The sequence below is a fragment of the Enterobacter mori genome, from assembly GCF_025244905.1.
In the GTDB taxonomy this organism is placed as follows: domain Bacteria; phylum Pseudomonadota; class Gammaproteobacteria; order Enterobacterales; family Enterobacteriaceae; genus Enterobacter; species Enterobacter mori_A.
The window spans coordinates 297,340-310,781 of sequence record NZ_CP104285.1 but is presented as its reverse complement, the minus strand read 5'-3'; the positions used below and the strand labels follow the sequence as shown (position 1 = coordinate 310,781).

The 13,442-nt window shown below is 55.7% G+C and carries 12 protein-coding genes; 3 read left to right on the top strand and 9 right to left on the bottom strand.

Going from position 1 to position 13,442, the window contains the following annotated elements:
• Positions 1 to 102: 102 nt before the first annotated feature.
• Positions 103 to 2,925: an excinuclease ABC subunit UvrA gene (gene uvrA / locus N2K86_RS01490; RefSeq protein WP_260660222.1), complete on the top strand. Its 2,823-nt coding sequence runs from the start codon at positions 103 to 105 to the stop codon at positions 2,923 to 2,925.
• Positions 2,926 to 2,928: 3 nt separating this feature from the next.
• Here the strand turns inward: uvrA and N2K86_RS01485 are convergent, their stop codons facing one another.
• From N2K86_RS01485 to dnaB, 5 genes are all read right to left on the bottom strand, one after another.
• A complete protein-coding gene (locus N2K86_RS01485) occupies positions 2,929 to 3,282 on the bottom strand; it encodes an MmcQ/YjbR family DNA-binding protein (protein ID WP_023310053.1) in 354 nt (117 codons plus the stop codon).
• A gap of 116 nt (positions 3,283 to 3,398) precedes the next feature.
• Entirely contained in the window at positions 3,399 to 4,112 is a 714-nt protein-coding gene (aphA, locus tag N2K86_RS01480; protein ID WP_260660221.1) for an acid phosphatase AphA, read from the bottom strand.
• Positions 4,113 to 4,328: 216 nt separating this feature from the next.
• Positions 4,329 to 5,522, bottom strand: coding sequence for an aromatic amino acid transaminase (gene tyrB, locus N2K86_RS01475; protein ID WP_260660220.1), 1,194 nt, complete (start codon positions 5,520 to 5,522; stop codon positions 4,329 to 4,331).
• Between the two features lie 119 nt (positions 5,523 to 5,641).
• Complete coding sequence (gene alr, locus N2K86_RS01470) at positions 5,642 to 6,721, bottom strand: alanine racemase (protein WP_260660219.1); 1,080 nt, start codon at positions 6,719 to 6,721, stop codon at positions 5,642 to 5,644.
• A gap of 9 nt (positions 6,722 to 6,730) precedes the next feature.
• The gene (gene dnaB, locus N2K86_RS01465; protein ID WP_042718383.1) at positions 6,731 to 8,143 is read right to left on the bottom strand and encodes a replicative DNA helicase; all 1,413 of its coding nucleotides are present in this window, start codon (positions 8,141 to 8,143) and stop codon (positions 6,731 to 6,733) included.
• A 66-nt stretch (positions 8,144 to 8,209) separates the two neighbouring features.
• Between dnaB and N2K86_RS01460 the strand changes: the two genes are divergently transcribed.
• Positions 8,210 to 9,193, top strand: coding sequence for a quinone oxidoreductase (locus tag N2K86_RS01460; RefSeq protein ID WP_260660218.1), 984 nt, complete (start codon positions 8,210 to 8,212; stop codon positions 9,191 to 9,193).
• Positions 9,194 to 9,377: 184 nt separating this feature from the next.
• On the opposite strand, the gene pspG is transcribed toward N2K86_RS01460, so the two are convergent.
• The 4 genes from pspG to N2K86_RS01440 all read right to left on the bottom strand — a co-directional run bounded on the left by pspG (position 9,378) and on the right by N2K86_RS01440 (position 12,806).
• Positions 9,378 to 9,620, bottom strand: a complete 243-nt coding sequence (gene pspG / locus N2K86_RS01455; protein ID WP_109492555.1) for an envelope stress response protein PspG — start codon at positions 9,618 to 9,620, stop codon at positions 9,378 to 9,380.
• 135 nt (positions 9,621 to 9,755) lie between these two features.
• Complete coding sequence (gene dusA, locus N2K86_RS01450; protein ID WP_260660217.1) at positions 9,756 to 10,751, bottom strand: tRNA dihydrouridine(20/20a) synthase DusA; 996 nt, start codon at positions 10,749 to 10,751, stop codon at positions 9,756 to 9,758.
• An 82-nt stretch (positions 10,752 to 10,833) separates the two neighbouring features.
• Complete coding sequence (gene traF / locus N2K86_RS01445) at positions 10,834 to 12,093, bottom strand: conjugal transfer protein TraF (protein WP_176602214.1); 1,260 nt, start codon at positions 12,091 to 12,093, stop codon at positions 10,834 to 10,836.
• 224 nt (positions 12,094 to 12,317) lie between these two features.
• Positions 12,318 to 12,806, bottom strand: a complete 489-nt coding sequence (locus N2K86_RS01440) for a cupin domain-containing protein (RefSeq protein WP_260660215.1) — start codon at positions 12,804 to 12,806, stop codon at positions 12,318 to 12,320.
• Between the two features lie 115 nt (positions 12,807 to 12,921).
• On the opposite strand from N2K86_RS01440, the gene zur reads away from it, so the two are divergent.
• On the top strand, positions 12,922 to 13,434 hold the full coding sequence (gene zur, locus N2K86_RS01435) for a zinc uptake transcriptional repressor Zur (RefSeq protein ID WP_260660214.1): 513 nt from the start codon (positions 12,922 to 12,924) through the stop codon (positions 13,432 to 13,434).
• The last annotated feature ends 8 nt before the right edge of the window (positions 13,435 to 13,442 follow it).

Genomic DNA, 13,442 nt, shown 5'->3' with positions numbered 1-13,442 from the left:
TGTATATTCAAACAGGTCAAATTGTGTCATAATTAGCCGTTTCTGACAGCCGTTTGTCCTTCAAACAAATCAGGCAATCCGTGTTCCAACCGGGAAAGGTGAATGGATAAGATCGAAGTTCGGGGCGCCCGCACCCACAATCTCAAGAATATCAACCTCATAATCCCTCGCGACAAACTCATTGTCGTGACCGGGCTTTCGGGGTCTGGCAAATCCTCACTGGCTTTCGACACTCTGTATGCCGAAGGACAGCGTCGTTACGTTGAATCACTCTCTGCGTACGCGCGTCAGTTCCTGTCGCTGATGGAAAAACCGGATGTCGACCATATTGAAGGGTTGTCCCCTGCTATCTCTATTGAGCAGAAGTCCACCTCGCATAACCCGCGTTCTACGGTCGGTACCATTACCGAAATTCACGACTACCTGCGTCTGCTGTATGCCCGCGTGGGCGAGCCGCGCTGCCCGGACCATGACGTCCCGCTGACGGCCCAGACCGTGAGCCAGATGGTGGATAACGTGCTGTCGCAGCCGGAAGGCAAACGCCTGATGCTGCTGGCGCCGATCATTAAAGAGCGTAAAGGCGAGCACACCAAAACGCTGGAAAACCTGGCAAGCCAGGGCTATATCCGTGCCCGTATTGACGGCGAAGTGTGTGACCTGTCGGATCCGCCAAAGCTGGAACTACAGAAGAAGCACACCATCGAAGTGGTGATTGATCGCTTTAAGGTGCGTGACGATCTCGCCACGCGTCTCGCGGAATCCTTTGAGACGGCGCTGGAACTGTCTGGCGGCACGGCCGTGGTCTCCGACATGGACAACCCGAAAGCGGAAGAGCTGCTCTTCTCCGCCAACTTTGCCTGCCCGATTTGCGGCTACAGCATGCGCGAGCTGGAACCGCGTCTGTTCTCCTTCAACAACCCGGCGGGTGCCTGCCCGACGTGTGACGGCCTGGGCGTCCAGCAGTATTTCGATCCGGACCGCGTGATTCAGAACCCGGAGCTGTCGCTGGCGGGCGGCGCCATTCGCGGCTGGGACAAGCGTAACTTCTACTACTTCCAGATGCTGAAATCGCTGGCAGAGCACTACAAGTTCGATGTTGAAGCCCCGTGGGCCAGCCTGAGCCCGAACGTGCACAAAGTGATCCTCTTCGGTTCCGGTAAAGAGAACATCGAGTTCAAGTACATGAACGATCGCGGCGATACCTCCGTGCGTCGCCACCCGTTCGAAGGGGTGCTGCACAATATGGAGCGCCGCTACAAAGAGACCGAATCCAGTGCGGTACGTGAAGAGCTGGCGAAGTTCATCAGCAACCGCTCCTGCGCCACCTGTGAGGGCACGCGCCTGCGTCGCGAAGCGCGCCACGTGTTCGTGGAAAACACCGCGCTGCCGACCATCTCAGACATGAGCATCGGCCACGCGATGGACTTCTTCAATAACCTGAAGCTCTCCGGCCAGCGTGCGAAAATCGCCGAAAAAGTGCTGAAAGAGATTGGCGATCGCCTCAAGTTCCTGGTGAACGTCGGCCTGAACTACCTGACGCTTTCCCGCTCTGCAGAAACGCTCTCCGGCGGTGAAGCCCAGCGTATCCGCCTGGCCAGCCAGATTGGCGCGGGCCTGGTAGGCGTGATGTACGTGCTGGATGAGCCGTCCATCGGCCTGCACCAGCGCGACAACGAGCGTCTGCTCGGCACGCTGGTTCATCTGCGCAACCTCGGCAACACGGTAATTGTGGTTGAGCACGACGAAGATGCGATCCGTGCGGCTGACCATGTCATCGACATTGGCCCTGGCGCAGGCGTACACGGCGGTCAGGTCGTTGCAGAAGGGACGCTGAAAGACATCATGGCGGTTCCCGAGTCGCTGACCGGCCAGTACATGAGCGGCAAGCGTAAGATTGAGGTGCCAAAACAGCGCGTAGCGGCAGATCCGGAAAAAGTGCTGAAGCTGACCGGCGCGCGCGGTAACAACCTGAAAGACGTCACCCTGACGCTGCCGGTTGGCCTGTTTACCTGTATCACCGGCGTGTCCGGTTCCGGTAAATCGACGCTGATTAACGATACGCTGTTCCCGATTGCGCAGACGGCGCTGAACGGTGCGACGCTGGCCGAGCCTGCACCGTACCGCGACATTCAGGGGCTGGGGCATTTCGATAAGGTTATCGACATCGACCAGAGCCCGATTGGCCGTACGCCGCGCTCCAACCCGGCGACCTATACCGGCGTCTTTACGCCCGTACGTGAACTGTTTGCCGGTGTGCCGGAAGCGCGTTCACGCGGCTATACGCCAGGACGTTTCAGCTTTAACGTGCGCGGCGGTCGCTGTGAAGCGTGCCAGGGTGACGGTGTGATCAAGGTTGAGATGCACTTCCTGCCGGATATCTACGTGCCATGCGACCAGTGCAAAGGCAAGCGCTATAACCGCGAAACGCTGGAGATTAAGTACAAAGGCAAGACCATTCACGAAGTGCTGGACATGACCATCGAAGAGGCGCGCGAGTTCTTTGACGCCGTCCCTGCGCTGGCGCGTAAGCTGCAAACGCTGATGGACGTGGGCCTGACCTACATTCGTCTGGGGCAGTCGGCGACAACGCTTTCCGGTGGTGAAGCGCAGCGCGTGAAGCTGGCGCGTGAGCTGTCAAAACGCGGCACCGGTCAGACGCTGTACATTCTTGATGAGCCGACTACCGGTCTGCACTTTGCCGACATTCAGCAGTTGCTCGAGGTGCTGCATCAGCTGCGCGATCAGGGCAACACTATCGTGGTGATTGAGCACAACCTGGACGTGATTAAAACCGCGGACTGGATTGTCGATCTCGGCCCGGAAGGCGGCAGCGGCGGTGGTGAAATTCTCGTCTCCGGCACGCCAGAGACCGTTGCAGAGTGCGAAGCCTCGCACACCGCGCGCTTCCTTAAACCGTTGCTGTAATCGTCACACGGAGAGCTGCTGTCGGGTTGTTTCCGGCAGCAGCTCAACCGCCTGCTGATAGGACGCGTCCACCAGGTAGTAAATTTGCGACCCGGGAATGGAACCGTCGAGATAGACTGTGCTCCAGTGCGCTTTATTCAGATGCTTGCTTGGTCTGACATCATCGTGCTGCTGGCGCAATAAATCGGCCAGCTCCGGGCTGGTTTTCAGAGACGCCGCCGGACGGCCTTCCACCTCTTTCACCATCGCAAACAGGACATCACCGACCTTAATCTGCGTGGCTTTCCAGTCGCTGTGGACGCTTTGCTCCGCGCCCGGCTTGCTCATGCAGTACTGAAGTATCTCCGAAATTGTCATCTTTGCTCCCCTGTGAATGGGTTAAACGCGAACTGAGTATCTGCCTCTTTAAGTGTGCAGCAAGACGACAAAAGGTAAACCCGGCAGGCCTGATTTGTTCAAAAAACCAGCATAACTCAGTATTCGGAATTAACAATCACCTCTTCGCCAAATTTCCCGGCCATCGGCAGCGGTCGATAGGTCGAGTTAGAGGCGCGTAATACTCTGATGCCTCTGGCTCCTGCGTCGTGCGCGGCGGTGATGTCGTTATCGGAATCACCATAAAACACTTTGATATTTTTCTGTTCCAGCCACTGGGTTTTGGTGTTTTGCCCTTCTTTATCGCCCGCAAAAATAACCGGGTTCATGCTGGCAGCCGGGATCAGGAAATCATCCTGCAGCGTTTTTGAAACGGTTTCCGTTTTGGTCTGACTGCGTCCGGTGACAAAGTAAATGCTGTCGCCGCGCTTAACGTGCATGGCGATCAGCGCGCGTGCCACCTCTTTCGGGATGCTGAATTCGTCCCAGCCGTTGTTCATTTTTTCCCAGAACGCCGGGTTCTTCAGATACGCTTCGCTGTCTGGCGACCAGGTTTGTTTGCCTCGCCAGAAGCCTGGACTCGAGAAGAGGACGGTATCGTCAATGTCGAAGCCAACGGCCATCGGCGGACGGCCTACCAGACTGTTTTCGATTTGTGCCACAGAGACCCAGTGAATGGGTGCCTGCTCGGCAAGAATGGCGGCGGTGGTACCGGTATAAAGCGGCGTCGGTGCAGATGCACGCGCAACGACTGCACTGTTAAGCGAGAACAATAAGCAGGCGGCGCTGAGCGCCAGTGTGATCTTGCGCATATTTTCCCCTGAATATTCAGATTGTTATCTTTTATTTTGAGTGAATGGTCAAAAATCTACCCGACCATAACCCCAGCAGGAGGTAAAGGGAAGGAGTTTTTGCTTATGAAGCTGAATAAAAAGAAGACGATCACAAAGTATCGGGCGACATTCTTGTGCGGCCTGATGCCCTCACCCCAACCCTCTCCCACGGGGAGAGAGAGAGTAAGTAGGTACTTACATTACAGCAGCAAACGCCTGCGCCACGCGCTGGACGTTGCTGGCATTCAGTCCCGCCACGCACATACGACCGCTGGCAATCAGGTAAACGCCAAATTCATCGCGCAGGCGATCGACCTGCGCCGCGCTCAGTCCGGTGTAGCTGAACATTCCGCGCTGCTTGAGCAGATAGTCGAAGTTATGACCCGGCACAGCCTCTTTCAGGACATTAACCAGTTCCTGACGCATCGAGAGAATGCGCTTACGCATTGCTTCCACTTCAGCAAGCCAGGACGCTTTCAGCTTTTCGTCACCGAGAACCGTCGCCACCACCTGCGCCCCAAAGTTTGGCGGGCTGGAGTAGATGCGGCGCACCGTTGCTTTGAGCTGACCCAGCACGCGACCCGCCGCTTCGGCGTCTTCACACACCACGGACAGACCGCCCACGCGCTCGCCGTAAAGCGAGAAGATTTTGGAGAAGGAGTTGCTGACCAGCGCTGGCAGCCCGGCGCTGGCCACGGCGCGGATGGCGTAAGCATCGTCTTCCATGCCCGCACCAAAGCCCTGATAGGCAATGTCGAGGAACGGGATCAGGTTGCGGGCTTTCAGTACCTCAATCACCGCATCCCACTGGGCATTGGTGAGATCGGCCCCGGTCGGGTTATGGCAGCACGGGTGCAGCAGCACAATACTGCGCTCAGGCAACGAGTTCAGTTTTTCCAGCAGCGCGTCAACGCGCACGCCGTTGGTTTCGCTGTCGAACCATGGATAGGTCGCCACTTTGAAGCCTGCGCCCTCGAAGATCGCAACGTGGTTTTCCCACGTCGGATCGCTGACCCATACGCCTGAATCCGGGAAGTATTTTTTCAGGAAGTCGGCCCCCACTTTCAGCGCACCCGAGCCGCCCAGCGTCTGGATGGTCGCCACGCGTTTTTGCGCGAGCACCGCGTGATCGGCACCAAACAGCAGCGGCGCGATGGTATTGCGGTAGGCATTTAGCCCTTCCATCGGCAGATAAAGGGAGGCACCGTGCGGAACAGCGTTCAGACGCGCTTCCGCTTCAGCAACGGCCTCCAACTGCGGAATGATGCCATCCTCGTTGTAATACAGGCCAATGCTGAGGTTCACTTTGTCGCTGCGAGGATCTTCTTTGAAACGCTCCATTAAGGAGAGAATAGGGTCGCCGGCATAGGCGTCAACTGTCTGAAACACGCGATGGTTCTCCGGAATTCGATGAGGCAGGAATTTCAACAATAAACTGGAAGTGGGAGAAGGTCGAGAGGATGTTAATAAAGTTGGAGTGAGGTTAAATCCCTCACTCCACTGGCGGTTCAATCAATGTACTTCATCGCTACCCTTGACGTCAGCCGCGTGATAAGTTCGTAAGCACTCACTTTCGTTAATTCAGCAATGCGTTCAACAGGCAAACCTTCTCCCCACATCACCACTGCATCGCCTGCTTTGTCCTGCGCTTCTGGCCCAAGGTCAACGCAAATCATGTCCATCGCGACGCGACCAACAATTTTCGCTTCACGACCATTTACCAAAACCGGCGTACCCGACGGTGCGGCACGCGGATAACCGTCACCATACCCCATCGCCACCACGCCCAGTCGCGTATCGCGTTCGCTGGTCCATGTGCCGCCGTAACCCACCGGCTCACCGGCTTTGTGCTCGCGCACGGCGATCAGGTTAGAGACAAGGGACATCACCGGCTGGAAACCGAAATCTGGCCCCCAGGGTTTGCCCTCCAGCGGCGACACGCCGTAAAGGATAATGCCCGGGCGAGCCCAGTCGAAGTGCGACTGCGGCCACAGCAGAATGCCGCCGGATGCCGCAATGGAACGCATTCCCGGTTTGCCTTCGCAGAAGGTGTTGAAGATATCGAGCTGCTTCTCTGTCGCACCACACTCCGGTTCATCGGCGCGAGCAAAATGGCTGACGATATTCACCGGCTGGCGCACATTTTTGCACTGACACAGGCGATGATAAAACGCCTCTGCATTTTCCGGGCGCACGCCCAGACGGTGCATGCCCGTGTCGAGCTTCATCCACACGGTCACCGGCTCGCTCAGCTCGGCGGTTTCGAGTGCCGCAAGCTGTTCTTCATTGTGTACCGCCGTGTGCAGATGCTGAGCGGCAATAGTGGGCAAATCCGACGCTTCAAAAAAGCCTTCGAGGAGCAGAATCGGTTGGGTAATACCGCCCGCGCGCAGGCGGAGAGCTTCTTCAAGACGAGCGACGCCAAAGGCGTCGGCATCGGGGAGCGTTCGCGCGGTCTCGAGAAGACCGTGTCCGTAAGCGTTCGCTTTCACGACTGCAACGAGCTTGCTGGCGGGTGCCAGTTCGCGCAGACGTTGCAGGTTGTGTCGCAGAGCGCGGCGGTTAATAACTACAGTTGCCGCTTGCATGTAAAATCCTTATTCGTCGTCGTACTGCGGTCCCGCATAGTTATCAAAGCGCGACCATTGCCCGTTAAAGGTCAGACGTACCGTTCCGATGGGGCCGTTACGTTGCTTACCAATAATAATTTCAGCAATCCCTTTCAGGTCGCTGTTCTCGTGATAAACCTCATCACGGTAGATGAACATGATTAAGTCGGCATCCTGCTCGATGGAGCCGGATTCACGCAGGTCGGAGTTGACCGGGCGCTTGTCGGCACGTTGTTCCAGTGAGCGGTTAAGCTGGGAAAGCGCCACCACCGGCACGTGCAGCTCTTTGGCTAACGCCTTGAGCGAGCGGGAAATCTCTGCAATTTCCAGCGTGCGGTTGTCGGAGAGCGACGGGACGCGCATCAGCTGAAGGTAGTCGATCATGATGAGGCCAATGCCGCCGTGTTCGCGGGCAATACGACGGGCGCGGGAACGCACTTCCGTCGGCGTCAGGCCAGAGGAATCATCAATATAGATGTTCCGTTTTTCCAGCAGAATGCCCATGGTGCCGGAAATCCGCGCCCAGTCCTCATCGTCGAGCTGTCCGGTACGAATGCGGGTCTGATCCACGCGCGACAGCGACGCCAGGGAACGCATCATAATCTGCTCGGAGGGCATCTCAAGGCTGAAAATCAGCACCGGCTTATCCTGCAACATCGCCGCGTTTTCAACGAGGTTCATTGCAAAAGTGGTTTTACCCATCGACGGACGCGCGGCGACGATAATCAAATCCGACGGCTGCAGACCGGCAGTTTTCTTATTGAGGTCGTCATAGCCGGTGTTTACGCCGGTCACACCATCATGCGGCTGCTGGAACAGCTGTTCGATACGCGCAACGGTAGCGTCGAGCACATCGGCAATGTTTTTTGGGCCTTCGTCTTTATTTGCACGGCTTTCGGCAATTTTAAAGACGCGGGATTCGGCAAGGTCGAGCAGATCTTCGCTGGAGCGACCCTGCGGGTCAAAACCGGCTTCGGCGATTTCGTTCGCCACCGAGATCATTTCGCGCACAACGGCACGTTCGCGCACGATGTCAGCGTAAGCGCTAATATTCGCCGCACTTGGCGTATTTTTTGACAGTTCTGCCAGGTAGGCGAACCCGCCACAGCTGTCAAGCTGCCCCAGTCGCTCAAGCGATTCCGCGAGCGTGATCAGGTCGATCGGGCTGCCCGACTCCTGCAGGCGCGCCATTTCGGTAAAGATATGGCGATGCGGACGGGTGTAGAAATCTTCCGCCACGACGCGCTCCGCGACGTCGTCCCAGCGTTCGTTATCCAGCATTAAACCGCCCAACACCGACTGTTCCGCTTCAATCGAGTGCGGCGGGACTTTTAACCCTGCGACCTGGAAATCACGTTCGCGGGGTTCAGTCTGTTTGTTGAAGGGTTTGTTTCCTGCCATAGTGAATGGAGTTACCGAGATAAAGAGTGGGTCGAAAGATTACCATATTTTTCTTACGGAGGGAGCATGGCAACGCGCATTGAATTCCAGAAACACGGTGGACCAGACGTGCTTAAAGCGGTGGAGTTTACCCCCGCCGCACCTGGCGAAAATGAAATCCAGGTTGAAAACAAAGCGATTGGCATTAACTACATCGACACCTACATTCGCGGCGGTCTCTACCCACCTCCGTCGATGCCGAGCGGGCTGGGAACGGAGGCGGCGGGTGTGGTCATCAAAGTGGGCAGTGCCGTTAAGCATATCAAAGAGGGCGACCGCGTGGTGTATGCGCAATCTGCCCTCGGCGCTTACAGTTCCGTTCACAATGTTCCCGCAGACAAGGCCGCCCTTCTGCCTAACGCGATCTCCTTTGAACAGGCTGCCGCCTCGTTCCTGAAAGGACTGACGGTATTTTACCTGCTGCGTAAAACCTATGAGATCAAACCTGACGAACAGTTCCTCTTTCATGCCGCTGCCGGTGGCGTGGGGCTGATCGCCTGCCAGTGGGCGAAGGCGCTGGGCGCGAAGCTTATCGGCACCGTCGGCAGCGCGCAGAAAGCGCAGCGTGCGCTGCAGGCCGGTGCATGGCAGGTCATCAACTACCGTGAAGAGAGCATTGCTGAACGGCTAAAAGAGATCACGCACGGCCAAAAAGTGCGGGTCGTGTATGACTCGGTGGGGAAAGATACCTGGGAAGCCTCGCTGGACTGCCTGCAGCGTCGTGGTCTGATGGTAAGCTTCGGGAATGCGTCAGGCGCGGTAACCGGCGTTAACCTGGGCATTCTGAACCAGAAGGGTTCTCTTTATGTGACTCGCCCTTCCCTGCAAGGATACATCACCAACCGGGAAGAACTGGAGGAAGCCAGCAACGAACTGTTCTCGCTGATCGCCAGCGGTGTGATCAAAGTAGACGTGGCGGATGCGCAGAAATACGCACTTACTGATGCGCAGCGCGCACATGAGGTGCTGGAAAGCCGGGCGACGCAGGGCTCAAGCCTGCTGATCCCCTAGGCCCTAAAAAGAAATTGGGCTTCCCGTGGGAAGCCCTTTCTTTTTTTAGTTCGGCTGTATGTAGGGTACAGCTCGATGAATTCTTTAGCGGCAGTCATAGTGACAGATTCGATAAGTAAATCCTATTCTGTTCTAAGGCATGCTGCCGGAAAAGTTACAAGTATGTGACGAACCCCTCAATACCTTAGTAACGGAAGCGGTTATTGCGCTGATAACTGGGCACTTTTGGCGATTTAATCGCCCGTATCACCCATACCACCGCGACAGCAAGCAGCAACCACGGTAACAGTTTGAGCGTCAACGCAAATAACCCGCCGATAAACATCACCACCGTCGCCACAACGATCGCCGCAAGAATGCCGAGCAGCGAAATGCCCGTCACCATCAGCATCACAAAAAAGCCAATCACAAAAAGTAGTTCCAGCATGGTGTTCTCCCGCGAGCCCCGAATGATGCAGAAAGCATTACAAGAATCATGCCAAACGTAACATATTGTTCTGAAAGCAAAATGCCCCGCAACATTGGGCGGGGCGTGGTGAATTTGACGATCTTTTAGTGAAATTTATCGCTTATCTGCCACCAGACGCAATGCGTGTTCCAGCACCTCAATATCCGCTCCGGCTTTATGCGCATTCTCGCTCAGGTAGCGACGCCACTGGCGCGCGCCCGGAATACCCTGGAACAGGCCAAGCATATGGCGGGTGATATGGCCAAGGTAGGTGCCGTTGCTCAGCTCACGCTCAATATACGGATACATGGCACGCACGACCGCCACCGGATCGGTATCTGCATCTTCAACACCAAAGATTTCACGATCGACCGTCGCCAGGATACCGGGGTTCTGATACGCCTCACGTCCGACCATCACGCCATCCATATGCGTAAGATGCGCTTTCGCTTCTTCCAGAGACTTGATGCCGCCGTTAATCGACATCGTCAGGTGCGGGAAATCGCGCTTCAGCTGGTATACGCGCGGGTAGTCCAGCGGCGGGATTTCGCGATTCTCTTTCGGGCTGAGGCCGGAAAGCCAGGCTTTACGCGCGTGGATGATGAACATCTCGCACTCGCCCTTTCCGGCAACGGTATTGATGAAATCGCACAGAAATTCGTAGCTGTCCTGGTCATCAATGCCGATACGGGTTTTGACCGTCACCGGGATAGAGACGACGTCACGCATGGCTTTGATGCAGTCCGCCACCAGCTGTGCGTTGCCCATCAGGCATGCGCCGAACATGCCGTTCTGCACGCGATCGGAAGGACAACCTACGTTCAGGTTAATCTCGTCATAGCCGCGTTCTTCTGCCAGCTTTGCACACTGCGCCAGCGCGATCGGATCGCTGCCGCCCAGCTGCAGCGCAACCGGATGCTCCTCTTCGCTATAGGCCAGATAGTCGCCCTTACCGTGAATAATTGCCCCGGTTGTCACCATTTCGGTATACAGCAGCGTATGGCGGGAGAGCTGACGCAGGAAGTAACGGCAGTGTCTGTCCGTCCAGTCGAGCATCGGCGCAATGGAGAAACGGTGTGCGGGGAAAGCAGTCTGTAGTTCTGACGACATGGCGAAGTTTTAAGCATCTGGTGGAAAAGGGGCGCTACTATAGCACAAAGAAAAGCCGGAGGCGCAGCGCCTCCGGTTCAGGTTAAAACGTCATGCTCAGCTGTGCTCCTGCGCCCCAGGTTTCGTCCTCGCCGTACAGGCCCATCAGGTCAACGTGGACGGTGTTAAACGGCGCAAAGCCAACACCGCCGGTAAAGACATTGCTGTCGTTGCCTTTCACGTCAGCACGATAACCTGCGCGTACCGCCAGCCAGCTCAGCGGGGTCACTTCAGCACCTACCCCGACATACTGCGACGTATCTTCGCTCTTGAAACCTTTGGTTTCGGTTAGATCGCCATCAGCGGTCAGCGTGACCAGATCGTTGTGCCAGGCGGCGCCCGCGGTGACAAGCGGACGGATCTGGTAGGTGTCTTTATAGCTCACCACTTCTCCCGTACGCCCGTTGCGTATGCGGATATCTTTGCTGTCAATATCGCGTGACATCAGGTTTTGCCCGCTCAGGCCGACCGTCCAGTTTTCGCCAAAATCAGCGGCAATACCAGCATCAACGTTAAAGCCCGTATCGTCTGTACGGTAGCGGCTATCGTTCCACTTATTACTGTCGTAATCGTAGATGGAGGTGGTGTAGTTATAGATCCAGGTTTTTTGCAGTTTTGGCGTTACGCCCACGGAAACCGGGATGCCACCAAGATCGAACTGACGGGCAACCGCAATACCATAGTCGGACACAATCGCCGCCCGGCCAGACGCCGTTGAGTTGAGGTTTTTGGTGATCTGATCCGTGCCATTCAGCGCTGCATCCAGGGCAACACCGGCAGCAACCACATCGCTTCTTTGAATACTGCGCAGATAATCAATATCTTGCTGGTCGATAGATGAGCTAACCCGACCATGAGCATAACCTTTGGCCATAAAGGCCACGGAAAGCACATCGTTAGGGATACTCACGGCAAGTCCTGCCCCAGCCGTTGCACGTGCAGTTTTACCCTTGAGATAGTCCAGTTCATCGGCAAGATCTTTGGCCGCGCCCTGGAACTGGTTGATCGAACCTAACGGATTGGTGATGACTTCAATGGGCGTAAGGTTATCAACCACATCCTTATAGTGATTGATTTTGTCGTTGATGGTATCAATCTCATCCTGAAGATTGTCTTCATCTGTCACCTGCACCCCAACGGACGGCAAAATGACCGTCACATCATCGTCCGGTTTTGCCTTTGCCAGCAACGCGGGGTTGATTAACGCCCCGCTGCCATAACTGCCAGCGGCTACGCCCGTGCCGCCCATGGCGTCGCTACGTGATTCTGTCCAGGTATTGGCTGCTCCCGCCTGATTTGCCATAAAAAAGGAGACAGCAATGCTAACCACCGAAAATTTAAAATATTTTTTCACAGTATGCCCGTTATAGTCTGTTATGAAATAACCCCTGTCTGTTATCACCCAAACAGGAACGAACTATTGCTGTGAATAAGAAGTAAAAGACCCGCTATTTCTTTCCCTAAGTAAAATTCCCTTACGGCCTGTTGTAATTTGTGACGGCCCTCAATATTTATAGAAGAGGAAAATTATTTCCGCTCGGGTTTTCCGTCATGCGGCCCAAAAAATTGAGGAGGATGATCTACCCAGCGGTCCTCGCGCGTCGCGGCATAGACCGGGTTCAGCGGGTAGTAGATGCGGTTTTGCTTTTTATTGGCCTCGCCGACAACCAGCAACCGTACCTCTTCGTCAGTGTTGTTTATAAAGGTATGGCAAATGCCCGTCCCGGCGGGGAACCCCACGCTATCTCCCGGCTCAAGCTTCCACAGGTAGCCGTTTATCCAGGCCTCCGGATGCCCTTCAAGCACATAAATAAACTCTTCTTCGTCACTTTCCGCATGTGGGTATGACGTACGACGGCCTGGCGGCAAACGCTCATGATGAATACCAATACGGCCTAAGCCCAGCCTGCGAGCGAGGGGCGCGCCGATGGAAAAAAGTTCGTTACTGTCGGGATAGGTAGAATCGTCAGCACCTTCCACATCTTGCCAGTGCTTAATACAGTCAGGTCTTTTCATGGTTAATTCCCCGAATTGCGATGCGTCAGGTATAGCACAGCCTGGTGGATCTCGGTGTTTTTACCAGAACATGATAAAGTGAGGGTTTTCCATCCTATTACATCCGAGGTGCTCAATGGATAAGTCCACAAAAGAGCTGTTAGCGCAGGCCGAAAAGCTGTGTGCGCAACGCAATGTGCGCCTGACTCCGCAGCGCCTCGAGGTATTGCGCCTGATGAGCCTGCAACAGGGGGCGATCAGCGCATACGACCTGCTGGACTTGCTGCGTGCAACCGAGCCACAGGCAAAACCGCCTACGGTTTATCGTGCGCTGGATTTTCTGCTCGAACAAGGGTTTGTACACAAGGTTGAATCGACCAACAGCTATGTTCTGTGCCATCTGTTCGATCAGCCAACCCATACCTCAGCCATGTTTATCTGCGACCGCTGCGGCGCAGTGAAGGAAGAGTGTGCGGAAGGCGTGGAAGATATTATGCATACCCTGGCGGCTAAAATGGGCTTCGCCCTGCGTCATAACGTGATTGAAGCGCACGGGCTGTGCTCGGCGTGCGTGGAGGTGGAATCCTGTCGTCATCAGGATGAATGCCAACACGATCACTCTATTCTCGTGAAGAAAAAGCCGCGTTAACGGCAAAA